The sequence below is a fragment of the Enterococcus florum genome, from assembly GCF_004309355.1.
Lineage (GTDB): Bacteria > Bacillota > Bacilli > Lactobacillales > Enterococcaceae > Enterococcus_A > Enterococcus_A florum.
Map to the genome: position 1 here is coordinate 80632 of NZ_BJCC01000025.1, position 25394 is coordinate 106025.

Below are 25394 nucleotides of genomic sequence, written 5' to 3' on the forward strand. Positions count from 1 at the left end.
CTGCTTTAAAATTGAGTGACCCTCATGATGGCTTGGTCCTCCATGACAGCGTTTGAATCCATAAGCGGATCCACTTGAAAATCTGTTGGGTTGGTAACGATCACAGGGGTTTGTGTTTCATACCCGGCGGCTTGAATAGCAGCCAAATCAAATTCCATCAACAATTAACCTTTAGTGACGTTATCCCCCTGTGCGACTTTGGCCTCAAAATATTTCCCATCTAACTGAACAGTGTCGATGCCAATATGAATCAGGACCTCTGTCCCGCTGTTGCTGACCAGCCCAATGGCATGCTTAGTTGGAAACAGTAAGCTGACTTGTCCATCGAAGGGAGCGTACAGTTTCCCCTCGGCTGGGTCGATTACTACTCCTTGTCCCATCATCCCTTCAGCAAACACCGGATCTTTGGCTTCTTTTAATGGATGGACCGTCCCTTTCAATGGAGAAAACATATCCAATACTTGCTTTTCTCTTGGTGTATCATAGTCGCTTAATTCAGGTGTCATTTGTTCACCTACGCGGTCTAATTTGTTAAAAATTCCCGCACGGCGGAAGAACATGGTCAAAACGAATGGGACAACAATGGCAATCAGCATACCGATCGCAAACATCAAATAATCCTCTGGACGAATGGCTAGAATACCTGGCAGCCCGCCAACCCCGATCGACAAAGCACGCACTTTGAATAATGTCACGAACAATCCTGCGATCCCGCTTCCGATCATCGCGGCAATAAATGGATAAGTATACTTTAAGTTGATCCCAAACATTGCCGGCTCAGTCACCCCCAACCAGGCAGAAATAACAGATGGAACCGAAACCTGTTCTTCTTTTTTGTTGCCGCGGTGCAAATAGACCACTGCTGCTACTGCCGCACCCTGTGCAATATTGGATAAACAGATCATCGGCCACAAGTTGGTCGATCCAAAATCTGCGATCAACTGACTGTCGATGGCCAAGGTCGTATGATGCAGCCCTGTAATGACTAGCGGCGAATAAAGCGCTCCGAAAATGCCACCGAACAACCAGCTGAAGCTAGAAGTCAGTCCCGCATTCACAACACTTGAGATCAATGTTCCGATTCGCCATCCAATCGGTCCTAAAATAATGTGCGCCGCCAAAATCGTTGGCAGCAAGGAGAAGAACGGCACGAAAATCATCGAAACGGCCTCTGGGATGTGTTTTCGGAAGAAACGTTCTAGATAAACCAGCAAGAAGCCAGCCAGCATCGCTGGTATTACCTGTGCTTGATAGCCAATCTTATCTACTGTAAAGAAACCAAAGTTCCACGACCAATCCGCTGCGATCTCTGCGGCCGAAGTGCCGTTGACTGCGTAAGCATTCAGCAGCTGCGGAGAAACCAGTGTGATCCCTAACACGATCCCCAAGATCTCGGTGGCCCCCATTTTACGAGCGATACTCCACGTGATCCCGACTGGCAGGAAGTGGAAAATCGCTTCTCCCGGCAGCCATAAGAAGCTGTTGACCGCATTCCAAAATTGCGAAGCCTCTGTAATGGTCTGACCATCAAGCCAGCCCATTGGCACTGCTTCTAAAATATTCCGAAACCCTAAAATCAAACCACCAACGATAATTGCAGGCAATAATGGCGTAAAAATCTCAGCTAAAACAGTAATGACTCGTTGAACCGGATGTTGATTTTGTTTGGCCGCAGATTTGGCCGCTTCCTTGGAAACCCCTTCAATTCCAGAAACTTGCACAAATTCGTTGTAAAAAACCGGGACATCGTTCCCAATGATCACCTGAAATTGTCCGGCATTGGTGAACATTCCTTTAACAGTAGGAATATCGCCGATTTTTTCCTCGTCTGCCTTCTTAGGATCGTTCAAAACAAAACGCATACGTGTCGCACAATGTGTTACGGCAGAAATATTTTCTTTCCCACCGATGAACTGCAGCAGGTCTTTGGCATCTTTTTCGTACTTGCCCATTTGTTCTCCTCCTTTTTAACTTGTATGGATAAGTTTCCTTACACTTTTACTATAAGAGAAAATAAAAAATAAGTAAATCGCTTACACTTTTTGCTCTTTTCTTAATTATGAGTGTTTTCTAATATTTACCCAGTCAAGTCTCTCACATAGCCGTCAAATCTGCCTTGTTCTATCAGACATGTAGGCAAAATAAAAAACAAGTACTCACTGATTATTCAGTTAAATAAGTTTTTACTCATAAAAGTATCGAAGAAAGCATTTACTTTTCCAATAATTCATTTTATACTTTAATTACTTATCCGTACAAGTTAGGAGGAACACGATGAAAACCTATGAAATCATTTACCAAACGATCGAACGCGGCATTTTGAAAAAGGTCTACGAGCCGGGAACCTACTTACCTAGTGAAAGTCAGCTGCGCAAAACCTATAATGTTTCCCGCGACACGGTTCGTAAAGCCTTATCCTTATTGATGGCCAACGGTTACATCCAGAAAATCCAAGGCAAAGGCTCACTGGTTCTAAAACGCGAACAGCTAAGATTTCCTGTTTCTGGCTTGACCAGCTTCAAAGAGTTGCAGAAATCGTATGGCTACGACAGCACCACGGGTATTGTCAGTTTGACTAAATTGATGATCGATGATGAACTGGCACGACTAACAGGGTTTGAGACTGGACAATCCTGTTGGGCACTGATTCGCACCCGGCAGATCGACGGTAAAAAGGTGATTCTGGATAAAGATCTGTTGTTGGAACAATTAGTTCCGGAGATCGACACCGAGATCGCTAAAGATTCGATCTATCGTTACTTAGAGAATGACCTGCATCTGACAATTTCGTTTGCGGAAAAAGAAATCACGATCGATAGCCTCACAGAGGAAGACCGATCATTATTGGATCTCAATCAGCACGATATCAACATTGTTTCTGTGAAAAGCCGCGTCTACACCGCTGATGCGCAACAGTTCCAATATACTGAAAGCCGGCATCAGGTTGACAAATTTCGCTTTTACGACTTTGCCCGGCGGAATCCTTCGACAATTTAAAAAAGAAGGTCCAGTTGGGCCTTCTTTTATTTCCACAAATTCTCGGGACGTTTCCTCACTGGAATCTGCATTCGAATAAACATCGTTCGATTCATGGCATCGGTTTTATTTTTTTCATAAACGACTTCGCAGACATAGTCGCCAGTCACTTGATAGTTTTTCTGTCGCAGCGCCATTTCAAATTTGCTTAGTGCCGGCAGTTCCTCTCGAAAGGAATGACAATAAAAGGTAGCATATAGCCCGCCCTTCAACGTTTTTCGCGGTTTCAATTGGTGCGGTGTAAAGATGAACAGCTCCTTTGAAATAAACTGTTCAGCCAAAAACTGCTTCATCGGCATGATCGAACCAACACGATTGAAGCGGCCAACAGGGATTGTCAACTGACTGACATGAGTCTTGAACTCCCGCAGATAAAATTCGTATTCTTCATCAGACATCTCGTAGATATTTTTATCGATCGTATAGGTCAGGATCGGCCGCTCCGGAAATTCCGCAATCTCGACCTCCGTTTGATGCTGCTTCTCTTGAAAAATCAACGCACCTGCCTGAAAGGACTCGATATCTTCCAGTTGCTGCTTCAACCGCTCTTGCTGATACAGCAGCTCCGTTTTTTTCTTTTCTACCGTATGGCTTAGTTCAGCCAAGCCCTCCGTGTCATTCATAATATGTTTGATTTCATCCAATGAAAAGTTGAATTGTTTGAGAAACTGAATATTATCGACGGCGGCGGACTGATTGATGTGATAGTAGCGGTATTTACTGTTTTTATTGATGTACGCCGGATGCAGCAGATCGATCTGCTCGTAGTAGCGCAATGTTTGAACCGAGAGATCATTGTATTTCGCAAAATCCCCGATTTTCATTCTCGAAAACATTTTCAAAACTCTCCCTTGACTCTATAGTTGCTATAGATATTATACTATTATTGTGAAACAACACACAATATATTTAGGAGGGGTTTTTATGCGTTTGCAAAAGATCAAAGTGATTCAGTACGGGTGCGGAAAAATGGCCAAGGTCATCATTAATTACCTTTACGAACACGGCGCAGAAATCGTTGGGGCAATTGACACGAATCCTGATGTTGTCGGCAAGGACATTGGTGAATTTGCGGAACTAGGATTTGCGACCGGTGTGAAAATTTCAGACGATGCACAACAAGTTTTTAACCAATGTGATGCAGATGTGGCTTTAGTGACCATCTTCAGCTACATGCCGGAAATGACCGAATTCTACGAACTTTGCTTGAAAAACAATATCAATATCTTGACTACTTGTGAAGAAGCGATCTATCCATGGAACACATCACCGGCAGAAACCAACCGCCTAGATAAGTTGGCCAAAGAACACGATGTGACCATCATGGGAACCGGGATGCAGGACATTTACTGGGTCAACATGCCATGCTTGATGATGGCGGGAATGAATAAAATCAAAAAGGTCAAAGGAGCGGTCAGCTACAATGTTGAAGATTATGGCTTGGCTTTGGCGCAAGCGCACGGCGCTGGCTATGATTTGGACCGTTTTGACAAAGAGATCGCTCAAGCCGAAAGCCTGCCATCTTACATGTGGAATGCTGGAGAGGCGATCTGTTCGAAAATGAACTGGACGGTACAAAGCATTTCGCAAAAGAGTGTTCCTTTTACTTTGAATGAAGAGGTTTATTCTGAAACATTAGGACGAACCATTTCTGCTGGAGAGGCGATCGGTATGTCGGCAGTAACCACGATCATGACACATCAAGGCGTCGAATTAGAAGTAGAATGTATCGGAAAAGTATACCGTGAAACAGATGGCGACATGTGCGATTGGGAAATCACAGGAGATCCTGACATGGTCTTCTCATTGGATAAACCAGATACGGTACGCCACACCTGCGCCACCATCGTCAATCGGATTCCATCTGTGATCAATGCCCCAGCCGGCTTCGTTACAGCTGAAAAAGTCGATGGATTACGTTACATGACTTATCCAATGCATATGTATTTGTAAAAAGAAATCCCCTTGCCACAGGCAGTGTTTGTGGCAAGGGGATTTTCTATTCAACATTTACATGCGCATGCAAGGCGGCTTCATTTGAAGTATCGTCTCGTTTCGCCAGCTTCAGAGTCAGTGTATCTAACGTGATGTGTACGGTTTGGTCAAACAATGTAGACAATAGCTGAATAGATTGAACCCCCGCTCCGGTTTTGGTTGCTCCCGGCACTATGATCACTTGATCTGCCATTTTGGCTAAAGGAGATTCTGGATCACTAGTCAACACCACGATATCCAATCCGATTTTCTTGGCAGCCTCTGTATCCGCCACAATACTTTTGGTCGTTCCTGAACCAGAAATCGCTACCCAAGTATCCCCTTTTTGAATCGAAGGAGTAATAGTCTCCCCCATGACGTAATCTGTGTAACCGATGTGCATCAGCCGCATAGCAAAGCCTTTAGCCTGAAAGCCACTGCGGCCTGCTCCGATCACAAAAATTCGTTTATTTTTTTGGAAAAGCGGCATAGCCTCTTCCAATTGCTTCTCATCTATCAGTTTCATGACTTGATTGATCTCGGTCATAATGGCATCAATTGTATTCATGATTGGATTCCCTCCATAAATTGAGTTGCTGCTTGAATGGGCTCTGCAGCCTTGGTGATTTTTGAGCCTACGATCACTATTTCGATCAGCCCCTGTTTTGCTAACGCTTGTGCCTGAGTCAAATCGATACCACCAGCAATCGCTAAACGCTTGATTTGGGGAAATTTCTGGTGAAATTCGGCAACACTGGCAACCGTATCCTGTTTGTCTTTGCGATCGACCGAATGATGAAGGGCATAGATGGCCTGTTCAAAATCTGCGATCTGATGCATTTTTTCTTCATTCACTTCCAGTAAATCGATCATCATGGTTTTGTCTTGAGCTTGGCTAACCGCATAGCAGGCGGCCAATGTATCATAAGAGGCGGCTCCCATGGCAGTAACGATGTCTGCCCCAAATCGGTAAGCTTGCTGAAATTCATACGCCCCTTCATCTATGGTTTTGCTGTCGACTAACAGGGTAGACGTAGTCAGCACCTCACGAATCTTTTCGATTGCCAAATTCCCGTAATCTTTGACCAACGATGTACCCATTTCCAATATGTCCGTTTTTCCGTCTAAGGCAGCGGCTAAAGCCACAGCCTCTTCTAACGATACGCGATCAATCGCGGTTTGTAAGTTCATTTTTCCACTTCCTTAGCTATGTTTTTTCAAAAAAGCAGCCAATTGTTCTGGTGTTGGGTAGCCATCATTGTCTCCAGGAGATTGAACAGCTAATGCACCTACTGCGTTAGCACGAAGTACAGCCTCTTCCAATGGCTTCTCTTCCATCAATGCTGTGACTAATCCGGCCGCAAAACCATCCCCAGCCCCCACTGTATCGACGACTTTCTCTACCTTGAAACCTGGAACAGTGAAGGTGTGACCATCCTTTTGCTTCACATAAGCGCCAGCTGTGCCCAGCTTCACGATAACCGTTTGAGTGGCTTCTCCATTAGCCAAGTAAAAGTCTGCGATCGCTTCAGGATCACGACTGCCCATCAAGATCTCGCCTTCGTTGATCCCAGGTAAAATGATCTCGGCTTGTGAAGCCAGCTGATTGATCGTCGTCACCATTTCTTCAGTTGATGCCCAAAGCTGTGGGCGCAGATTTGGATCAAAGGTCGTGCGAATTCGGTTCTCCTCCAACAGTTGAACCAAATAACGAAAAGCCTCCAGCGCCTGCTTTGAGATTGCTGGGAAGATGCCGGATAGGTGGGCCATTTTGACCTCAGAGAAATCGATCTTATCCAACATTTTCTTGTCAAAATGCGCAGCTGCTGAGCCTTTGCGAAAATAGAAAATACTTGGATCCCCTTGGCTAACGCGGTCTTTCAATTGAAAAGCAGTCCAATACTCGCTTGTTTCATCGATGTAGTCCGTGCCGATATGATTTTCAGCCAACTGGTCGATAATAAAATCACCAAACGGGTCTTTTCCCAGACGGGTAATATACTCAGCACGATGACCCAAACGGGATACCCCCACCGCTACGTTTACTTCTGCGCCAGCTAAAAACTTTTGAAAATGAACAGCATCCTTCAGACTTTTGTCTACATCCTTTGATCCAAACAAAGCGATCGGTTCCCCAATGGTTAAAAATTCACTCATTTGTCATTCCTCTTTTCTTCTATAATAATATATATGCTGCAATTAAGTTAAACACAGTCGCGATCCATGCCCATGGCAGACCTGTTAACAAGAAGGTCTTCGTTTCCAGTTTGGCATATTGCACAGACCATAGATTCCATGATTGCGTGATACAAGCGGATACACCCATCATGGAGGGCACCACCAGCAACCCGTACAAGAAATATTGGTCAAACATGCCGGTACCAACCAAAATCGCGGCTGTCGCAGCTCCAGCGCCATTACAGCATCAAAGGTCCCCGGAAATAAGACAACGGAGCGATCACTGCAATGATCCCAATGAGAATCAGTTTGTTTTCCGGAATGATCTGTTGGAAGATCCCTGTGAAGCCGGACATCGCTTGTACTGCTGCCGATTGAAACATGGTCAAAACAAACAGCATGATCAATAAACCAGCGATATCGCTGATGGCGTGCTTCGCGGTTTCATTCATTAAAGTTACAAAGCGGGTATAACTTTTCATATTACCGGTGGCAGCAAAAGCAATGATCGTGGACAGCAGCAACGCAGGGACGGCATCCCATTTCGCAAAAATACTTAAAGCCACCGGCAAAACCGGCAGAACATAGGTCCAAATCGGCACTTCAGTCACCGCGACGTCAGAATCACTTTCCACGATCTCTGGCCTGCCGTTGCGGATTTTTTTGGCGTTGAACAAAATGAATAGAAAAACGATTCCCATTTGAACTAGCATGGCAACAAATCCGAAACGTTGATAATGTGCTCCCCATTCGACCTTTGGAAAAAAGACTTGAAATTGGACGAACAACACATTATTGACATACATCGCAGCACCAATCGACATGGTAAACACAGATACGGCGATAGTTTTCGGTACACCAATGGAAAACATGATTGGAAAAAGAATGACTCCAACAGCAATAGCCGAGCCGACCCCATAGGAACTAGTAAAGATCAGGGCGATGACAATCGCGATCAACAGGGTCGCCAACACAGGTTGTTTTTTACCAACCTTTTCTGTGCGTCGGCTGATGCTGCCGGCGATTCCTGTATCCACCAGCACACGGCCAAACCAAGATCCAAAAATAATGTAGGCGGCTGTTTTGCCATAATTCAACACCGGCTCCGTAAAAATCTCCTGAATCGCCTGTTGGAAAGGAACCCGGCCGATGATCGTCCATAGGACAGCCATCACAAAAAATCCAACCGTCAAATTGCCTCCCTTCATGGCATAAGCCACGAAGAGAATAAATGTGATCGCTAATAAACCTCCGATAATTGCACTGCTCACGATCGTTCCTCCTTAATATTGGTTCAACTGACTTAAGATTTTTTGATAGGTTGAGACCGGTTTTGTGTGATCGTCAACGAAAAAGTCCGTTTCCAGATGATTAAAGCGCTGGGCCAAATAGTAGGCGGTCAGATACGCGGCTAGGGCTTCTTTGGCCGCTGCTTCCATGTTATCTGTGCTGGTCTTTGGTCTTTTAATAGTATCCATAAAATGATAAGCAAAGCTCTCCGGGTCGATTTTTGTTTGCGATTCTTCCATGACTACTCCTCCTCCAAACGCTTTTTAGCGGCCAGAATCTCTGTGGCTGATGACGTGGGGTATTCGATCGCCACTGGAACATCCTGCGGTAAAATAGCCAGCACTTTTCGCCAGTTGATTACTCCTTGATCCAACTCAGCTACCTGAGGCTGATTCTTTGCGTATGCCACATCTTTCACGTGAATGTAATGGACATATTCTTTTAATGCTTCGGCAGCGTTCAATTCATCTTCGCCAACAAAACGCCAATTGCCCAGATCATACACATAGCCAATGTCAATCTGCTTTCGACGGATTGCTTCCATAAACGTTTTAATTGCAACTATTGTACCGGAAACGTTTGTTTGATCGTTTTCGATATTGATCTCAATCCCGCGGGCGGTCAATTGATGCAGCTCCGCAACAGGCAGCTCACCGTTGAAATCGCCGATGTTCCATTTGATATGTTGAACCCCCATGTCCTCAGCTTCGTCTAAATAAGTAAGTAATCGAGGATTTAGTTTTCCAACAACAAAGACTTCATCGGGCACACTGTAAAACAATTCCAACTGCAGCTCTTTAGCCACCTTTTTAATTTCAGGAATCTCCTTTGCTATATCTTGGAAGTATTCTCTACGGATCTCCACTTTGCTGAAGCCTAATTCACTAGCTTCCTTCAATAAATCCGCTTGCAAAATCCCTTGTTCGACTTTCTCTGCGAAAACTAAAAAATTCAAAACGAGTTGTTTCTTCATCAAAAATGCACTCCCTTGTCATTTGGTTTACCGGTTTCCATATATGCATAGTAAACCGGTTTCCGAAAAAAGTCAAACGCTTCCATTTCGACAACAGGTCTTATACAACAAAAAGAAAAGCGAGTTTGGAAATCGAGTTCCGTAATCGCTTTTCTTTTCTTAATGTTTTCTTAATAAATAACAGGTCAAATCGAATGGCGCCATTGCAAATCAGAAGGCACGATGGTTTCTTCCACCGGATTCCCACCCATTTGCAGCGCGTTTAGAATTTTATCCGCAGCCACTCGCCCAATAGTTCGTGAAGGTTGTTCAATACTAGTGATTCCCGGCCCTATTAATGCTGTCATTCGCCAATCGTCAAATCCAGTAACGCCGACCCGTTCTGGGATAGCAATTTTTTCTTCGATCAACGCCGTTAAAAGTGCCATCAGCACACGACCGTTTGAAGCAAAAAAGATCGTTTTTTCTTTACTTGATAAAAAGGCCATGATTTGTACTTTAAAATGTTCGTCTAAAGTGGTCTCGTGTAATGTTACCGCCACACCGGCAGCTTTTCCGTGTTCAGCAACCGTTTGATAACGGATTTCCCGTGTTGTGACGTCTTCGATCGGTTCGCTGAGCACGATGACCCGCTTGTATTTTTTCGCCAAGACCTCTTCCATGATTCGTTTGACTGAGGAAACATTGTCTGTGATCACCGCCGGCCATTGCACCGGTTCAGTTTGGCGGTCCACCAGCAAAAGTGGGATTTGATGCTCTCTCAAAAAGTCATAATGTTCCGCACCACGTGAGGAAGGCTGTAAAATGATCCCTTCCACACCTTGATCCAGCAATTTTTCCAGCAGTTCGCGTTCCTGCTCTATCGAGTTGGCTGCATCCATGATGATCATCTGGTACCCCTGCTTGCCCAAAATTTCTCCGATTCCCTTTAATAGCAAGGAAGAATACATATTCGAAATGTCAGCGACCACTACACCGATCAAATAGCTTCGTTTGGATTTTAACGCTTGGGCCTGGCGACTAGGACGATAATTCAATTCCTTGATCACCTTAGCGATTTTTTCTTTGGTCTCCTGTGACATATTGCCATAGCGACCATTTAAAAAGCGCGAAATCGTAGTTTTTGATACTCCCGCTTGTTCGGCCACTTGATTGATCGTCACTTTTTTTTGCATCGAATTCCCTCTTCACTGTTATTTCTTTTATTCTAGCGGATAGAAGTGCTTTTGTGAAGGTTAGTGAGCCAGCATTTCTTGAGCAATCGTTTTGCCGGATAGTTTTTTAGGATAATAAGTCGGCCAGTGACCCATTTCCTTTAATAGCTCCGCTTGACTGTGATTCCCATAATAAAGATGGAAATGGCCTGATTTTGCTGGGTGGATACCGTGATCGCTGAATTGAATATACTTGAAAGCGCCAGTATCTTCTTTGGCCTCAAATAGGAAGCGTACGCCTCGATTACCCGCCGAATATTTTAGAATTTCATACCCTGTTGCTTGATATTCCGCGGATTTTTCCGTGCCGTCTTCGAAGACAAAAGTGATCGTGCTGCCCTTGATCTCGATTTCCTGCACGTCAGTTTGATAGCCGGTTTCATAATACTGTTTGTATTCCTCCACCGTTTTTGAAGGGTCCTTTTTCGCTTTGTAGCTCATCACTTGATCAAAGGTTCCATCCTGCAGATAGGGATAGACTGATTGCCACTGTCCGGCCCAATCACTCAAAGGACGTTTCTGGACCTCTTCGTCCTTAAAATAGCCATTATAGACGCTTTTCTCCTTTTCTGGAGTTAAATTTTTTTCATTAGGATTCTCTGTATCCGTCGTTTTGCGCAATTCTTTCAAGTTATTCTCCATGATCGACAGATAGTCTTCTCCAGCCTTCATTTGCTTTTCTGTCAGGCCTTCCAACGGATTTAAGATAGCTGTTTTAATGTTTGCTTCGTCAGCCAACGTGTCAGCAACTGTGCTTTTGGCGTTCTGTTCAAAATAGATATACTCAATGCCATTCGTTTCTACAAAATGCTTGAGTTCCGCTAGCCGCGCAGGGGACGGTTCTTCCTCCGCACTGACTCCTGAAATCGGTACCTGATTCAAGCCATATTCCAAGGCCAAGTAGCTAAATGCTGCATGCTGCGTCACAAAGCTTTTTTGTTTCGCCTGCGACAAAGCCTCTGTGTATTGTTGATCCAATGCCGCCAGCTTTTCCAAATAAGACTGTGCATTTTTAGAAAATATTGCGGCATGCTCAGGATAAACCTCACTTAATTGATCACGGATCGCTTCTACTTCTTTCATAGCCAAACTAGGTGCCAGCCAGACATGCGGATCTAGCTCGTGGTGATGGCCTTCCTCTCCATGGTCATGCTCGTGTTCGTCGCTTGCTGGAAGCAGCAATAGATCCTTCGTCGCCTTAATCATCGTCACATTTTCTTGTTTCAATGAATCAGCCACGTCAGAAACCCACATCTCCATATTTTCATCGTTGTATACAAAGGCATCCGCCTCTTGGATCTTATTGATGTCTCTAGCGGAAGGCTCAAAATCATGTGAATCGGTACCTGCCGGGACTAAAAGCTCCACCGTACCTTCTTCCCCAACAATGTTTTTCGTGAAATCATACATCGGATAGAAGCTTGCGACAACGGTCAGCTCCTCATTTTTCTCTGCCGCTTTTTCCGTTCCACAAGCCGACAAGACACCAGCGATCAGCAACAATCCTACCCAAGTTAACATCTTTTTCATTTTTGCGCTCCTTTACGCTTTATTTTAACAAAACGTAATGCTTACGTTTTGGTGCACGAAAACTAATTTAGCATAGCTGCTTTTGTTTTGTCAACGGGTTTTTAGCGATTTGCGTTTTTCGACGAAATCTTCGTTTATAGAGGATCAAGTGTTATTTTCAACAAAAAACAGGCAACCGTCTGAGGGATGCCTGTCATGCTTAGTTTGGTTCAATGAATTCTGTTTTTAGATTTTTATAGTGCTTGACTGTTAAGGTTTGAAACTGAGCGATCACTGGTTCCTGATGATTCAGCTCTTTTTGATACGCATTCAATTGGCCTGCCAATTTTTGATATTCCTCCAGCTCCTCAAGCAAAAAATAGCCTTTCAACGCCAAACTCTCATGGGTATCTAAGTCGAAGCAAAACAGACTTCCCATTCGATTCTCCCGTATGTTGTTCGCTGTTCTGCCTTCTCCATTGATATAGAACTTCAGGTAGTGAAAGCCGTTGCGTTCCAAAGGCCTGGAAAGCGCGATCGGATGAGGAAAGCCTCTTCCATCGATTGTAGTAGCGACAAAGGTTTCCGCTGAGTCTAATAATTTTTCAATTTCTTTATCCATTCTTTTCCCTCCTTGCAGCTTTTTCTTTCGCTTCATCCACATACAGAGGGATAAAATCGTCCAGCCATTCCAGATCGATCGGCAATTCGGGTCCTTTGTCACCATCGATTCGCACGACGACCTTCGCATCCTCTCGTGGTTCAAGTTGAATATGAACAGGTTCCAAATAAGTCAAACTATCCGAGCTTCTCAGTTTGCCAGTAAAAACAAAATACAAGAGTCCAAACAGCTTGTACAATCGAATATTGTGCAAAATGCTCATGTGAAAAGCGCGAGGACTCGATTGGGCATAATTGAAACCGCCGATGGATTTCGTTGTTGTGATTAATGCAAACCAGACTTTGATGGTTTCCTCAAAATCCTCCGTTTTTACATGTACCTTGTAGGATCGATTTTTTCCCAGCTGCTTGATGGCTTTGAACACATAAACGATCCGGCCAAATTTTTGTTTCTCATTTTGACGAACCTCATTGGAGATATCCGCAAATGTTCCAAAAGCGAAGGAGCTGACAATCGCCTTCGATCGCTCTTTGCAGGCTCCTATGCCTACTTTTGTGGTATTTCCGGCGATAATCACATTCATTGCCTCTTCTTCGTCCTGCGGAATTTGATACCGCTTGGCAAAATTGTTGACCGTTCCGCCTGGTATTACTCCAAAAGGAATCGTTTTTCCCTTTTGAACAAAAGCCGTCGCCGCTATGTTCAAAGTGCCATCTCCACCAATAGCGATCAGAGAATCATATTGATCGATCCCCTTTTTGATTTTCTCCAGAGCCTGTTTCTCATCAGGTGCCGTCAAGAATTCTGCTGAAATCCCGTTGTCGGTTAGTTTTGCTTTTAATTTTTGAGCTGTCTTTTCTGCCTCTCCATCACCGGCATTGGGATTAAAAAAAATCGCGTACGTCATTTTTTATCCCTCCTCTCTTACAGCTTACCACGCAAGGCAAAAAAAGACATTTTTGACAGTCTTCAATTTTCAAAATAATTGTAACCAAATTGTCGTTTTATTTTTCAAAAAAACTGTTAAGATAAGGATAGAAAGGACTGACACGGATGTTTGAAGCAAGTAAACCACGTCATAGCGAGATCGAAACACAAGAACTCCCAGAGCAGATGCAAAACGAATTGTGGCATATGGTGTTCATGCGCCATCACAAAGGATTGCCATTGACCTCCCCGCAACGGTTCAATTTTTTTAAAAATCCAAACAAGACGCTGAGTGTCGTTCATTCTCAAATGGACCCCTACTTTTCTGACAGCGTGACTGCACCTTATATAGCCGATTACGAAAAGGTCGACTTTCCGAGTAGGATCTATGTCTATGATACAGGCTCGGATCTCGTCATGACATTGACTGAAAAAAACTGAGTTTAACGACTCAGTTTTTTTTGCGAATATTTTATCATACAGAATCAACCATTTTATTTGTGATAGTACTAGCTCCCTAAATCATGAAAAAGTCCACAAACTAAACTTGTGGACTTTAGACATGGCTATTTTACGATCATCACGGTACAAGGGCCTTTGTCTACAACATAGGCCGTCGTCGATCCGACGAAACGCTGCTCAAACGCATTTAAGCCTGTCGCCCCCATCACGATCAACTCACAAGCTGTCTTTTCGGCAAATTTGACGATCTCTTGTTTAGGGTTTCCTGACAATACTTGAGAGGTTACTGAGATCTTCTGCTGTCTGCTTTCCAATTTCTCCAGCATCGCACTCGTCTGCTCCAAAGATTTTTGCAGCCCCTCCACAGCATCTAAATTCGCGATACCCTGAAAACTGCGAGTATCGATCACTGCCAGTAGATCGATCTTCCCACGGTTTCTTTTGGCGATCGCCAACGCCTGCTCGAAAGCGCGCTCAGCATTGACTGAGCCGTCGATTGGAACTAAAAGATGTTGGTAGGCGCTCATTGCTGCGGCCTCCTCTCTACTTATCGAACCACCAGCACACTGCAATCTGCATTATTCACTACATAAGAAGTGGTCGAACCGACAGAAGCCCGCTGAATGGTTCCTTTCCCAGTTGGCCCCATGATGATCAGATCAATTTTTTTGTTTTCAGGGATCACTTTTGTCAAATACTCTTTTGGACTGCCTAACTCGATCACTGATTCTACCTGTTCGATACCTGCCTGCTGTGCGTCATGAATTTTTTTCAACATTTCTTTTTCCACTAGTTCCTTTTCCTCATTCAAAATCTTAGAATAAGAAAACGCACTGTTGCTGAGATCCGCTTCGTTGATAATCCAAGCAATCGTCAGGTCGGCACGATTGATCACAGCAATTGCTATCGCTTCCTCAAATGCCTTTTCAGATTGCTTTGAGCCGTCGATTGCCACTAAAATCGATTGATAATCTGCCCTCATTGGAACCCCTCCTTTTTCTATATTATAACATATTCGCTAGATTTTCTTTCTTTTAAAAAGTAGCCTTTTAATGCTTTTTCAGATTCTCATTATGCTATAATCAAACTATACACCATGGAACAAAGGAGCAGGATCATGTATAAAATCTGTATTCATGACATTATCAATCGAAATACTTTCGTGACTGAGCTGTCAACGATTCCCGTCGTTTCAGAAACCATTGAGATCGATTCTCCGCAGCGCTTTTACGTCGTCCGAGGCATCACCAAAAATGTGCCTGATTGCCAAGCCTGCCCTCACGAGGTCGATATTTATGTCGAAAAAATCAACAAGGAATATTGGATCAACTGTTTATTCGAAAAAACACAGTAAACGAAGCGATCTGTGTTCGCACATTTGATTACCAAACGGATACCGCCTACATAAAAATGCAAAGCCCTCGCAAAATCTGCCGACTACCTAGAATCACGAACGCCTACAAATACGTAAGCGTTTTTTTGATCGTCTGTTGATCCGAAATCAATCTTATGCCATCAGGAATATACTGCCAGAATCCGATGGAACGTTAAAAAATCGCTTGCTTCGCTGGATACTAAAAAGCGATCGCCTCACTTCACCTGAAAATACGTAAAATTCCATCGAATGAAGCGTCGCGAAGCTGAAAAGTTTCTTTTTTTTTAATTTAAAGAAGTGTTCGCTTTACAAAACAGAACGAATGTTCGCATAATAGACTTGAGGTGATGACTATGTCTATGATTAGTTCTGATACGTTCGAGTTTTTTTACAAAACTTATTTTTCCCTTGTTCAAGAGCCTGCAGCCCTGCCTTTGTTTTTGTCAGAGATCGTACAAAAAATGGATGACGAAGGTCGCGATTATTTTAAAGTATCCGCTAAGCGAACTGGAAGGAACAAAGACATTTATTTTCAATTCAAGCGGGTCAATGACGAGTTGGTTTTTACCGGAATCCACACAAGAGGTGACAGTGATGGAAACACTCAAAGGAACCATTCAGCAAATCAAATTAGTCAAACTTAGTGAACAGCCCTTGGTCTATTTTCGACTGAATGACCGCCATTGTCTGATTGCTAAACACAGTTTGAGCTTTCTAGCTGAGGCTGAGGTCGGTGCACAGCTGGCGGTTGCTGGATACACCAATACACGTCAACAGTTCATCGTGCAGAAATATGCCGTTTTAGGCAAAACCAAAATCATGATGGAGTTTGATCAATTAAACCAGCAATACAGCAATAAGCTTTACAACTAGCTATTTCGACCGCAAAAAACCTTCATGGACAGTTAATCAAAACTGTCCATGAAGGTTTTTATTCGTCCATCTGCCTGAACGAGATCGTTACTCATAGTTGCGGGTCTCTTGCAAAGTTCCATCTCGCTTAAAGATTTTAAGTTTACTGCCCTTATTTTTAGCAATTTCCTGTCCACGCTCGATGGCTTCGGTCTTTTTGTCAAATCGGTCACTCGCTCGTTTGGCTCCCGCAGAAATAATGATCCATTGATTGTCTTGATAGGTGACGGATACGGCCGCGTCCATCAATTTCTTGGCATTGGGATTTTTCTCGTGGGTATCCGATTTTCGTGGTGCTTTGCCATATTTTTCGGATCTACGTTCCTCTGGTGAGGATTCCTCCGCCCATTTCTCTGCCTGACTGATAGCGATTGGGATCGCCCGTTCATCTGGGTACCCATCGGTCAATAAGGCGTTGCCAATGTCGATCGCCTTTTTACGTGTGACACTGTCTAAGTTTTTCATTGAATTTGGATAGTCGTTCATATTCCAAGGCATTTGATCTCCCCCTTGCCTTTATTGTAGCTAGTTTGCGTAAAAAAAGAAAAAAATCGGCCTATCTGTCGATTTTGTATCCAAACGAAGCATGCAAAAGCCGTCATTTCTTTTTGCTAATCGTTACCTGTAACGGCTCAGAGGGGATTTGGTAAAAATACCGAATGTAAAAAATTTTGTAAAATTACTCGCTGTTTTTGAATCTTTATTCAACTGAAAAAGCACTCTAGGGGCTAGAGTGCTTTAGGGGAAAGATTAGCTTATCATGATAAGCTCGGTAAGAAAGAGTGAGAGTATCTTCCTTACAGCACCTATTCTAACAGATTTTTAATCTTTTTTCTCTATTTTTTAAGAATAAATTCTAATCATTTCTAATAAATAAACCGTTTTTTCCTGCAAACAACTTTTTGGGTTTTTGCGATCACAACTCAGAAAACTTATCTTTGATAATTAATTCACAAAAACAGCAAAAAAAATTAGGCCCATACGTAAGCTAATTCAATTCCTTGTTCATCGTCCACATTTAAGGCCACTTCATATCTGTTAAACAAGGTATTCAATGTTTTTTCATCCATTGCCAATGTCATAGATAAAGGTACTTCGATCTGTGAAGAGACCTCATCAATCGTTTTAGGCGCTTGGTAAATCCATTCATTTTGATGCAGTTCCGCAAAAGGACGCATCACCTGAGCAAAGCTTGATGTCAAAGCAATCTCCGACTTTTCACAACGAATCGCATCTCGTAATTCTATTGGGTTTGCTACTATTTTCCTCATGTCCATCACCTTTCCTTTTCACTACTTTAGCATAGATAAAATCTCGAATCAATAATTTTGTGAAAAAAAGCACAAATTTTTATAACAAGCTATTTGAGTTTCTTAAATATGAGCGGCTGAATATGTTACACTTTGTACAAGGAGGCGAATCTTGTTTTGAAAAGTTCAGTTCAACAATTAAAAGCCCGCGGCTTCATCAATGACAACGATGTTGCTGTTCACGTCACTGATACTAAGGCCGAGCTTTTACAGTTGCTTTCTTCCTCTGATCCAAGTGAACGAAGCGTGGCTACCCGACTTCTGCCGTTATCGCCAACAACCACCTACGAGTTGCTGCAAAGATTAAAGAGAGAAAAAGCACTCTATACACGACTGGAAATTTGCCAGAAGCTTGCTTCAGGATCGATCGAGACAGCACGTCTTTTAGTCAATGAATTAGGACATGTCGGCACCAATCAACATCGGAAACCAACCAAAAAGCCTGTCCAAAAAAAGTCATACCCTTTACCTAGAGATCTAATTGCTCGCACGCTAGGTACTATGGATCCAGCCATTCTGCCTGTACTGCTAGAGTCTTTGAATACATGTGAAAACGCCTGCCTTAGCGAGCTGATCGATGCAATTGGCGCACTGGTTTTCACGAACCCTGCTTTGGCGAACGACGTAGCTTACGCTCGCTTAAAAGTACTCTGGCAGCAGTATGAAGACCATGCGTTGATTCAATGGAAATTGATCATTTGTTTTTCTGCTTTCCCTCAAAGTGAACCTTTTTTAGAAGCACTAATGGAAAATCAGCATCCTTGTAAAGAAGAACTTGCTTGTTCGTTGTGGCGACTTCGGACAAGAGCAAAAAAATAAGGGATCGGAAAATCCGATTCCCTGACTTTTTCAAATCGTAAACAAAATCTCCTGCAGCAAGTTCACAGGCACTGGCTGATTAAACCCGATGTTGATTCGTTTTTGGCCGGTTTCATACCCTGATCGCTCTGCTTTTTGACGCAATTGTTCGGGTAGATTTTCAGAAACACTAAAGCTCACATGCGCCTTATAAGCGGCAATACTAGCCTTTTTATCTTCAAACAAATAAAACGGCAAACTCCATTTGATGGTCTCTTCAGCCTGCGGTTTGGCCTCTTTTATCAGTCTGCGCAGCTCGCGCAAAATAGGTTGTGCAAAAGGAACCGCTTGAGCAATGTACACATCAACATCTTTGACTGGTTCTCCTCTCATTCCCCTCACCTCTTGCATTTACTATAGCAAGAAAGTGTTCTTTCTTCGACTATTCTGCATAGTGAAAAATAATTGCGCGCAACGCCTTGGCCGCTCCGACTCCTGCTCGTTCATCATAATAGCTGGTAAAGCGCTCATCCGCAACGTACATTTCGCCTAGTCCTCGATGCATTTCAGGTGTCAACGTTTCTAAACTATACTTTAACCAAGCTTGATGTGCTTGGAAAACTGCTTGAGCCTCCTTACTCAAAAGTTCAGGCTGAGCTAGGTATACTCGCAGACTTTCCAATAACTCTTCTTCAGCCTCCTGCATCGTCTGATACTCCATCTCCGTGAGAGACGCCCATTTCTGATTAGACGCATCGATCGTCTGAAGATCGTATGTTTCTCGCAGCACTTTGCCGTATTGCTGCTCATTCTCGGCCATCGCCTGTCGTTTGAAGGCTTCAAATTTTTCTTGATTGCTCATTGTGATTTCTCCTTTATGGTGAGCCAAGGTTTGTTGGATCGTCACTAATAGGTCGTCGATCGTTTGGCGTTTGCTTACCAACCTCTGATATTGCTCCAGCAAGGTCTGTTCTAGATCAAAATCAGGCTGATCCAAAATTTGTTTGATTTCTTTTAACGGCAGATCCATCGAACGATACAAAAGAATCTGCTGCAGCCGCTCAACTTCTGGTTGCCGATACAGACGGTACCCCACCGCACTAAATGTCGACGGTTCCAACAACCCGATTTGGTCGTAATACCTGAGCGTACGCGTTGTGACACCCGATAGCTCTGCCAATTGTTTTATCGTGTACATCCCGGCACCTCCTGATATCCTTATCATACTCTTTTACGTAGCGTAAAGGTCAAGTCAATCTGTCCACTTTTCTTACATTTCCGAAAAAAAGAAACAGCTCCATCAGAGGTCTGCTCTTATTATTTAATCGATTTTTTAGGTTTTGACTCATTCACGCGGACCTTATAAAAGTTGGCTAAAATTCCTGCATCTGCCAGATAATCGATCAAATTAGGCTTTTAGCTGTTGTCAAATCACAACCACTTTTGTCACCTTTTGCTTTAAGAATACGAAATTTCATTCAAAAAATCTATGGAAATCAGACATTCGTAATTCCCCCTCAACGAATCATTACGCACTTGAAAGATGTCCACAGAGTTTGTAAACTAAAAGAACGAACACTGCTGAAGCCATCTGTTCGTTGACTTATCTTGTCCGTTCTCACTATTTATCAAAGGGGGATCAATCATGAAGCAAGGCCACTGTCTATGCGGCGAAGTTACATTATCAATTCCTGATGTCTCTTATGATATCACTGTTTGTCATTGTCACATGTGTCAGAGATTTTTTGGAAGCCCTTTTTTGTCTACATCTGGTTTGACTTCGGACCAATTTCAACTTTCTGGACAGACATCGATCCAACGGTATGCTTCTTCGGAATGGGCCGAACGCGGATTTTGCAAAACCTGTGGATCCAGCTTATTCTACTGCAGTTTAAACGACAAGGAATATTATTTTCCGATCGGGTTATTTGAACAGCTGGAAGGTATCTTGACCAACGAAATTTTTTATAACTGCAAACCTGAATTTTATTCGTTAGAAGGACAGACCGTCAAATTGACCGAGGAAGAATTTTTAACTCAGTTGTTCAAAGAAGAAAAATAATGATTTACCAATATCTTGTTTTTAATAAATTATTTGCAAAAACAGGAGATTCACTTCCTGTCGCTCACGCTCAAATCCATTGAACTTGCAAAACAAACTAGTAGCATCTGTATACTACGTACTTGGAAACAATAAATTTCCTCATTTTTTTGTAATAAAATTGACATGTTTGTCATTATAATTTTTTAAAAAAACCTCGCTTTTTTTGATAGAATTTAAACATAAAATAAAGGAGGTTCTTTTAAATGTGTAAGGGGTTTCGCTGTGTACTGTTGCTGATCTTGCTTTTCTTTCTAACTGCCTGCTCCTCAAGCATTTCCGCACAAGACTTAAAAGCCAATCATTGGGTATTGGCCCAGCAGGACAAAAGCAGCGACAAGCGATTTATCGCCTCCTTTGATGACACGATCATGACACTGTCTCCTGAGTCTCCTTCGATAGAACAAGTTGCGCCTCCTTCAGAAGAACGCGGTCAAGAGACTCTTCCAGAAACTGGGTCGCAGTTCTTTGCCGTTCAGTATGAGATGACTGACAATGTCATTCATCTGCAAAACGAAGTGCTGGAATTAAATGATCACTATGTCGTCACCAAAAAAGCCGACTATCTAGTCCTGACGCCAGAAAATAGTGAGGAAGCCAAAGAAATCGTTCTAGTGCCCTATGAAACGACCGATGCCTCTCAAGAATAGCCGTTAAATGTCAAACTATATCAAGAAAGCAGGAATGAAAATGATCGATCATTTAAGCATTGGTGTAACTGATTTAGTAAAAAGCAAAGCCTTTTATCAACAAGTGCTGGCTCCTTTAGGATACAGCGTAAAAATCGAGATGGAACACGGCGTTTGCTTCAGCAGCTCCGCAGGTGACCTTTGGATCGTAAAAAGTCAGCCAGCCAAGACCCATTTTGCCTTTCGCGCAGATGACCATGCCGCCGTCGATGCCTTTTACCAAGCAGCGATCGCTGCAGGCGGAACGGACAATGGAGCTCCCGGTCTGAGGCCGCATTACCATGAAAACTATTACGCTGCTTTTGTCATTGACCCAGACGGATACAATGTTGAAGCCGTCTGTCATCAAAAGAATCATTAAGGAGGATATTCATGATCATTATCAATGTTTTATTAACTGTTGCCCCTGAAAAACGGGAGGATTTTTTAGTCTTTGTCGAGAATCTGGTGAATAAATCTCGTCAAGACGAAGGCGCACTGTTCTACGATTGTTTAGAAAGCTTAGACACCAAAAACCGATTTATGATCATCGAAAACTGGCGTGATCAAGCCGCTGTCGACAAACACAATCAAACCGATCACCTAATCAACTTCTTAAATGAGATCGATCAGTATATCATCGGGGAGAAAGTAGTTCAAAAAGTGGCGTATCCAGCGTAATTGAAAAAGCTAGCAGACCGGCTAGCTTTTTTATTTATCTGATAAACGAATTTGACCAGTTCTGTACCGGCCTCGATCATCAGCAGACCAAAATGGTCATTGTCACAGCAGTGTTCCTCTTTGATACCATTGTATTTTTTTATCCGCTCCCGACAATCCTCTAAAACTTTTTCATTTGGAATGTACATTCTTCGATTGCCTGAAACAAAATAGGCATCAAACCCTTCCGTATGGAGAGTTCGTCTTTTCCAACAGCTGTCTTCTTCTTTTCTGCCTCTGGCGGTGTTGCTTGCTTTCCTTATTTTCATGCGGAAAAGTAGGTTGGCGGATCGCTCGTCCAGCCCTCCGCATTGGTGATGCCGATGTCATTCAGCAGATACGTGCAGTGGATGACCTGACGTTTGTTGACAAAAACACCTGTGTGATCATTCGCACCACTGCTGGCGCCTTTTTTTGATTCTTGATACAAACAAATCACAGCATCTCACTGAACTTCACGACAGCGATTCGAGCAATCGTTTCTCTAGTCGATACAAGCTATCTGTATTACTAATCGTGGTTTCCTTTGATAAGAAGCCAGCAGAGATCAACGCAAGATAAACTGCCGAACTGCGATCATAACTAGCTAGCCCTAAACACTGGACCAATGAGTAAGTCACTTCGCCAGATCTTGCTTCAAACCAGCCAATCATTTTTTTCTGCATCTGTCACAAACTCCCTCCCATCTTTTTAGATGAAGCAGATATCGTCTCCAGACATTCGCATAATTTGGTGAAGCTGTAAATAAAACAGACAGGCTCATTTTTTTCGCATTTGCTGAAAAACTTCGCGAAAATGGTCGGGGAGTGGAATAAACTCCGAAATATTTTCTAACAAGGAGATCCCTTCATTTGCCAGATAGAACATGATAATAGTCTCTCTAAGCGGTACCATATTGCCTAATACCTTTTCAGTTTCTACTGAAAGAGCGATCACCAGGTAGATCATCGCCTTTTTGATCAACCCGTGCGATCCGATCCGGCTGTTGATTTCTTTCCTTTTCCAGGCTTTCGCCAATCCAGTAAAATAGTCAAATACCGTTAAAAAAATCAGACCATGTAAAATCGTGTCCATTCCACCTAACAACTGCAAGAGGATCCCACCAAGAACACTGAAGGTCAAGGTTTCGATCGTGAATAGTTTATCCATTTGTGCAGCTCCTTTCGACTAACTACCTTAATTCTATACGAACATAAGTTCTTTTTGGAGCCAAAAAAAAGACATCAAATCCCTAATTTTTCAGCCAGCTCTTCAAAAAATTGATTGCGTAATCGGGTGACCTGTCTGGTACTGAGAAACACACGATCTGCGGTCAAATTTAGGTCTGTCTTGGTACGCGGCGACAGGTAAAGGAGTTGGATGATTTTTCTGACCTCCGGCGTACTGTGCTCCAAGCACTCCTTGATGGTCAAATAGTTTTTTTCCAAACTGCGCAATCGACGGTCGTCGGAGATCGTTAGTAAAATCTCTTCCGTTCCATCATTTTTTGCTCGTGAATAAAGCAGTTTGGCCTCATATTCCTTGATGTATTCCTCCATGTGAGGATAGTCAGCTAAAATTCCTTTTAAGTAATTGCGCTTCCATTTTTCCAATGTCGATCACTCCTAATTCAATTTTTCTTTACATATATAGACAAATATTCTACAATAACCTTGTAAAGATGCTTGGCTCTTCACTGAAATTTGGGAATCAGTGAAGGATCTAATTCAATTATATACAAAAATTCTACAAATTCAACTAAAATGATAGAATATTTGTATACAACTATCGGAAAGGTTGTTCCAAATGGAAATCTACGAAAAAATTAAAACATTGGCTGCAGAAAAAAAAATTTCCATTCGTCTGTTGGAAGAGACTCTCGGTTTTGGCAATGGTGTCATCAATCGTTGGCGTAAAAACACTCCGGGGATCGACAAAATTGAAAAAGTTGCCGATTTTTTTGACGTTTCTGTTGATTATTTGTTGGGACGCTCTCCGCTGTCGACTTACGAGGCTAACACAACCAATCGCTCGATCGCCCAGCAGATTCTACTTCGTTCAGACACAGCCGCTCTTTCTGAGGAAGATGCTGCCGACATTGAAAAAGAAATGGAACGCTTTTTAAATTGGCGGTTACAAGAAATCGAACGAGAACGTCGCGAAAAGGACTGAGTAAATGGCAAGCGAACGAGAAGAATACCACCGTTTTTCTATTAAAATTAATGAATACCTTTCTGCTACAATGCTTGGTCTGGAGATGAATGTCGAAAATTACGATCACAAAGAGATTTGGAACTGTATTATGGGAGAAAAGGTAAAAATTCGCGGCTTTCCTTTTGAAGGAAAAGCACGCCAGGCGATCTCTGGTATGATCGTCAGTGATGAAATGGAAACGACGATCACTTACAACAGCACCATGAATCACCATCGGATCAATTTCACGATTTCCCACGAATTGATCCATTACTTGTACCACTTTAACCAAAAAACACCGTATTTTTATGATACGACACACACGCTCGCAACCTATGATCCGGCTTCTCTCGTAGAATTACAGGCAAATGTCGGAGCCGCTGCAATTTTATTGCCAGATCCCGTTTTTATCCACGTATTGAAGCAAGGAGAAAAACCCGCCGATATCTCCAAAAAATTTGGGATTTCCGAAGTGGCTTTAAAACTACGGCTGATTCAAACGATGCAGGCAGAATTCAATGCTTCCTATGAAGCAGCCCAATCCACAAGCTTCAAAATTCTGCACCAGTTCGGTCACACCGGACGACAACTAATGCAGGATCTAGGTATCAATCTGGAGCAGAAAATTGCTGAAATCAATCCGTTTTACGAGGCTTTGTGCCTAAACACTTAAAGAAAGAAGGAAAAATAATGGGACTATTTGATGGGTTAATGGGAAATGCTACCGAAGCGAAATCCGAAAAAGTGAGTGATAAACTAGCAGATGTGCTGATGCCACAGGAGAACGTAGATCTTGCTTTCAAGCTAGTGCGCGATCTGATCGTCTTTACCGACTACCGCTTAATCATTGTAGACAAACAAGGCGTAACCGGTAAAAAAGTAGAATACAAGAGCTATCCTTACAAAAGCATCTCTAGATTCAGTGTAGAAACCTCGGGTCATTTCGATTTGGATGCTGAGCTGAAAATCTGGGTGTCCAGTGCAATCGAGCCTGCAGAAACACTGCAATTCAGAAAAGACCGCAACATCACGCAAGTTCAAAAGGCCTTAGCCATGGCTGTCTTGAACTAGAAGCGAGTAAAGAGGCTATGACAGTAATGTGCTATGCTACCCCTATCTAGGACAAGGAAATAATTAAATCCTAGATAGGGGT

The 25394-nt window shown here is 43.0% G+C and carries 36 protein-coding genes and 1 pseudogene; 14 read left to right on the plus strand and 23 right to left on the minus strand.

Features of this window, described 5'->3' with window-relative positions; genetic code table 11:
* Nucleotides 1–5: 5 nt before the first annotated feature.
* Nucleotides 6–158, minus strand: coding sequence for a PTS sugar transporter subunit IIABC family protein (locus NRIC_RS19905; protein WP_373862087.1), 153 nt, complete (start codon nt 156–158; stop codon nt 6–8).
* A 6-nt stretch (nt 159–164) separates the two neighbouring features.
* Nucleotides 165–1952 (minus strand): PTS system trehalose-specific EIIBC component, encoded by a 1788-nt coding sequence (gene treP, locus NRIC_RS14390; RefSeq protein WP_373862088.1) that lies wholly within the window; start codon nt 1950–1952, stop codon nt 165–167.
* Nucleotides 1953–2274: 322 nt separating this feature from the next.
* On the opposite strand from treP, the gene treR reads away from it, so the two are divergent.
* Nucleotides 2275–2997 carry a trehalose operon repressor gene (gene treR / locus NRIC_RS14395; protein WP_146623407.1) on the plus strand — a complete coding sequence of 241 codons (723 nt, stop codon included), beginning with the start codon at nt 2275–2277 and terminating at the stop codon, nt 2995–2997.
* Between the two features lie 26 nt (nt 2998–3023).
* Here the strand turns inward: treR and NRIC_RS14400 are convergent, their stop codons facing one another.
* Nucleotides 3024–3872 (minus strand): MerR family transcriptional regulator, encoded by an 849-nt coding sequence (locus tag NRIC_RS14400; protein WP_146623408.1) that lies wholly within the window; start codon nt 3870–3872, stop codon nt 3024–3026.
* 88 nt (nt 3873–3960) lie between these two features.
* Here NRIC_RS14400 and NRIC_RS14405 point away from each other — a divergent pair, with 88 nt between their 5' ends.
* The gene (locus NRIC_RS14405) at nt 3961–4989 is read left to right on the plus strand and encodes an NAD(P)H-dependent amine dehydrogenase family protein (RefSeq protein WP_146623409.1); all 1029 of its coding nucleotides are present in this window, start codon (nt 3961–3963) and stop codon (nt 4987–4989) included.
* A gap of 46 nt (nt 4990–5035) precedes the next feature.
* Here the strand turns inward: NRIC_RS14405 and hxlB are convergent, their stop codons facing one another.
* The 10 genes and pseudogenes from hxlB to NRIC_RS14455 all read right to left on the minus strand — a co-directional run bounded on the left by hxlB (nt 5036) and on the right by NRIC_RS14455 (nt 13703).
* Nucleotides 5036–5578 (minus strand): 6-phospho-3-hexuloisomerase, encoded by a 543-nt coding sequence (gene hxlB / locus NRIC_RS14410; RefSeq protein ID WP_146623410.1) that lies wholly within the window; start codon nt 5576–5578, stop codon nt 5036–5038.
* Nucleotides 5575–6201, minus strand: a complete 627-nt coding sequence (locus tag NRIC_RS14415) for an orotidine 5'-phosphate decarboxylase / HUMPS family protein (protein ID WP_146623411.1) — start codon at nt 6199–6201, stop codon at nt 5575–5577. Before NRIC_RS14415 ends, hxlB begins: the two co-directional genes overlap by 4 nt.
* Nucleotides 6202–6213: 12 nt before the next feature.
* Nucleotides 6214–7167, minus strand: a complete 954-nt coding sequence (locus NRIC_RS14420) for a sugar kinase (RefSeq protein WP_146623412.1) — start codon at nt 7165–7167, stop codon at nt 6214–6216.
* A 19-nt stretch (nt 7168–7186) separates the two neighbouring features.
* A pseudogene (locus NRIC_RS14425) lies at nt 7187–8459 on the minus strand (gluconate:proton symporter).
* Nucleotides 8460–8471: 12 nt separating this feature from the next.
* Nucleotides 8472–8717: a hypothetical protein gene (locus NRIC_RS14430; protein WP_146623413.1), complete on the minus strand. Its 246-nt coding sequence runs from the start codon at nt 8715–8717 to the stop codon at nt 8472–8474.
* A 2-nt stretch (nt 8718–8719) separates the two neighbouring features.
* Complete coding sequence (locus tag NRIC_RS14435) at nt 8720–9454, minus strand: sugar phosphate isomerase/epimerase family protein (RefSeq protein ID WP_146623414.1); 735 nt, start codon at nt 9452–9454, stop codon at nt 8720–8722.
* Nucleotides 9455–9636: 182 nt separating this feature from the next.
* Nucleotides 9637–10626 (minus strand): LacI family DNA-binding transcriptional regulator, encoded by a 990-nt coding sequence (locus NRIC_RS14440; protein ID WP_146623415.1) that lies wholly within the window; start codon nt 10624–10626, stop codon nt 9637–9639.
* 60 nt (nt 10627–10686) lie between these two features.
* Complete coding sequence (locus NRIC_RS14445; RefSeq protein ID WP_146623416.1) at nt 10687–12195, minus strand: metal ABC transporter solute-binding protein, Zn/Mn family; 1509 nt, start codon at nt 12193–12195, stop codon at nt 10687–10689.
* 199 nt (nt 12196–12394) lie between these two features.
* A complete protein-coding gene (locus NRIC_RS14450; RefSeq protein WP_146623417.1) occupies nt 12395–12796 on the minus strand; it encodes a pyridoxamine 5'-phosphate oxidase family protein in 402 nt (133 codons plus the stop codon).
* Nucleotides 12789–13703, minus strand: coding sequence for a diacylglycerol/lipid kinase family protein (locus tag NRIC_RS14455; protein ID WP_146623418.1), 915 nt, complete (start codon nt 13701–13703; stop codon nt 12789–12791). The genes NRIC_RS14450 and NRIC_RS14455 overlap by 8 nt, the downstream gene beginning before the upstream one ends.
* 146 nt (nt 13704–13849) lie before the next feature.
* On the opposite strand from NRIC_RS14455, the gene NRIC_RS14460 reads away from it, so the two are divergent.
* On the plus strand, nt 13850–14164 hold the full coding sequence (locus tag NRIC_RS14460) for a DUF960 family protein (RefSeq protein WP_146623419.1): 315 nt from the start codon (nt 13850–13852) through the stop codon (nt 14162–14164).
* 125 nt (nt 14165–14289) lie between these two features.
* Here the strand turns inward: NRIC_RS14460 and NRIC_RS14465 are convergent, their stop codons facing one another.
* Nucleotides 14290–14712 (minus strand): universal stress protein, encoded by a 423-nt coding sequence (locus tag NRIC_RS14465; RefSeq protein ID WP_146623420.1) that lies wholly within the window; start codon nt 14710–14712, stop codon nt 14290–14292.
* A 20-nt stretch (nt 14713–14732) separates the two neighbouring features.
* The gene (locus NRIC_RS14470) at nt 14733–15167 is read right to left on the minus strand and encodes a universal stress protein (protein ID WP_146623421.1); all 435 of its coding nucleotides are present in this window, start codon (nt 15165–15167) and stop codon (nt 14733–14735) included.
* A 135-nt stretch (nt 15168–15302) separates the two neighbouring features.
* On the opposite strand from NRIC_RS14470, the gene NRIC_RS14475 reads away from it, so the two are divergent.
* The 3 genes from NRIC_RS14475 (at nt 15303) to NRIC_RS14485 (ending at nt 16433) form a co-directional block, all read left to right on the plus strand.
* Nucleotides 15303–15539, plus strand: coding sequence for a hypothetical protein (locus NRIC_RS14475; protein WP_146623422.1), 237 nt, complete (start codon nt 15303–15305; stop codon nt 15537–15539).
* Between the two features lie 380 nt (nt 15540–15919).
* Nucleotides 15920–16204, plus strand: coding sequence for a DUF5960 family protein (locus NRIC_RS19595; protein WP_227873816.1), 285 nt, complete (start codon nt 15920–15922; stop codon nt 16202–16204).
* Nucleotides 16155–16433 (plus strand): hypothetical protein, encoded by a 279-nt coding sequence (locus NRIC_RS14485; protein ID WP_146623424.1) that lies wholly within the window; start codon nt 16155–16157, stop codon nt 16431–16433. The genes NRIC_RS19595 and NRIC_RS14485 overlap by 50 nt, the downstream gene beginning before the upstream one ends.
* 87 nt (nt 16434–16520) lie before the next feature.
* On the opposite strand, the gene NRIC_RS14490 is transcribed toward NRIC_RS14485, so the two are convergent.
* Both NRIC_RS14490 and NRIC_RS14495 read right to left on the minus strand, forming a co-directional pair.
* Nucleotides 16521–16970, minus strand: a complete 450-nt coding sequence (locus NRIC_RS14490; RefSeq protein WP_146623425.1) for a DUF2188 domain-containing protein — start codon at nt 16968–16970, stop codon at nt 16521–16523.
* 473 nt (nt 16971–17443) lie between these two features.
* Nucleotides 17444–17743 carry a hypothetical protein gene (locus tag NRIC_RS14495; protein WP_146623426.1) on the minus strand — a complete coding sequence of 100 codons (300 nt, stop codon included), beginning with the start codon at nt 17741–17743 and terminating at the stop codon, nt 17444–17446.
* Nucleotides 17744–17899: 156 nt separating this feature from the next.
* Between NRIC_RS14495 and NRIC_RS14500 the strand changes: the two genes are divergently transcribed.
* Nucleotides 17900–18601, plus strand: a complete 702-nt coding sequence (locus NRIC_RS14500; RefSeq protein ID WP_146623427.1) for a hypothetical protein — start codon at nt 17900–17902, stop codon at nt 18599–18601.
* Between the two features lie 30 nt (nt 18602–18631).
* Here the strand turns inward: NRIC_RS14500 and NRIC_RS14505 are convergent, their stop codons facing one another.
* Both NRIC_RS14505 and NRIC_RS14510 read right to left on the minus strand, forming a co-directional pair.
* Nucleotides 18632–18973 (minus strand): iron chaperone, encoded by a 342-nt coding sequence (locus NRIC_RS14505; RefSeq protein ID WP_146623428.1) that lies wholly within the window; start codon nt 18971–18973, stop codon nt 18632–18634.
* A 49-nt stretch (nt 18974–19022) separates the two neighbouring features.
* Nucleotides 19023–19778 (minus strand): MerR family transcriptional regulator, encoded by a 756-nt coding sequence (locus tag NRIC_RS14510; RefSeq protein WP_146623429.1) that lies wholly within the window; start codon nt 19776–19778, stop codon nt 19023–19025.
* Nucleotides 19779–20225: 447 nt separating this feature from the next.
* Here NRIC_RS14510 and NRIC_RS14515 point away from each other — a divergent pair, with 447 nt between their 5' ends.
* The 4 genes from NRIC_RS14515 (at nt 20226) to NRIC_RS14530 (ending at nt 22030) form a co-directional block, all read left to right on the plus strand.
* Nucleotides 20226–20642: a GFA family protein gene (locus tag NRIC_RS14515; RefSeq protein WP_146623430.1), complete on the plus strand. Its 417-nt coding sequence runs from the start codon at nt 20226–20228 to the stop codon at nt 20640–20642.
* A gap of 245 nt (nt 20643–20887) precedes the next feature.
* Nucleotides 20888–21331, plus strand: a complete 444-nt coding sequence (locus NRIC_RS14520; protein WP_146623431.1) for a hypothetical protein — start codon at nt 20888–20890, stop codon at nt 21329–21331.
* Between the two features lie 40 nt (nt 21332–21371).
* Nucleotides 21372–21731, plus strand: coding sequence for a VOC family protein (locus NRIC_RS14525; protein WP_146623441.1), 360 nt, complete (start codon nt 21372–21374; stop codon nt 21729–21731).
* An 11-nt stretch (nt 21732–21742) separates the two neighbouring features.
* A complete protein-coding gene (locus tag NRIC_RS14530; RefSeq protein ID WP_146623432.1) occupies nt 21743–22030 on the plus strand; it encodes a putative quinol monooxygenase in 288 nt (95 codons plus the stop codon).
* A 304-nt stretch (nt 22031–22334) separates the two neighbouring features.
* Here NRIC_RS14530 and NRIC_RS19740 read toward each other — a convergent pair whose 3' ends face one another.
* The 4 genes from NRIC_RS19740 to NRIC_RS14555 form a co-directional block, all read right to left on the minus strand.
* On the minus strand, nt 22335–22499 hold the full coding sequence (locus tag NRIC_RS19740; RefSeq protein WP_175580115.1) for a peptidoglycan amidohydrolase family protein: 165 nt from the start codon (nt 22497–22499) through the stop codon (nt 22335–22337).
* A 25-nt stretch (nt 22500–22524) separates the two neighbouring features.
* Complete coding sequence (locus tag NRIC_RS19745; protein ID WP_146623435.1) at nt 22525–22734, minus strand: peptidoglycan amidohydrolase family protein; 210 nt, start codon at nt 22732–22734, stop codon at nt 22525–22527.
* Nucleotides 22735–22828: 94 nt separating this feature from the next.
* Nucleotides 22829–23218, minus strand: a complete 390-nt coding sequence (locus NRIC_RS14550; protein ID WP_146623436.1) for a phage holin family protein — start codon at nt 23216–23218, stop codon at nt 22829–22831.
* A 74-nt stretch (nt 23219–23292) separates the two neighbouring features.
* Entirely contained in the window at nt 23293–23661 is a 369-nt protein-coding gene (locus NRIC_RS14555) for a transcriptional regulator (protein ID WP_146623437.1), read from the minus strand.
* A gap of 193 nt (nt 23662–23854) precedes the next feature.
* Between NRIC_RS14555 and NRIC_RS14560 the strand changes: the two genes are divergently transcribed.
* Genes NRIC_RS14560 through NRIC_RS14570 form a run of 3 tightly spaced genes read left to right on the plus strand, consistent with a single transcriptional unit; the run spans nt 23855 to nt 25312 of the window.
* The gene (locus NRIC_RS14560) at nt 23855–24220 is read left to right on the plus strand and encodes a helix-turn-helix domain-containing protein (protein WP_146623438.1); all 366 of its coding nucleotides are present in this window, start codon (nt 23855–23857) and stop codon (nt 24218–24220) included.
* A gap of 4 nt (nt 24221–24224) precedes the next feature.
* Nucleotides 24225–24914, plus strand: coding sequence for an ImmA/IrrE family metallo-endopeptidase (locus NRIC_RS14565; RefSeq protein ID WP_146623439.1), 690 nt, complete (start codon nt 24225–24227; stop codon nt 24912–24914).
* A 17-nt stretch (nt 24915–24931) separates the two neighbouring features.
* Complete coding sequence (locus NRIC_RS14570) at nt 24932–25312, plus strand: PH domain-containing protein (RefSeq protein WP_146623440.1); 381 nt, start codon at nt 24932–24934, stop codon at nt 25310–25312.
* The last annotated feature ends 82 nt before the right edge of the window (nt 25313–25394 follow it).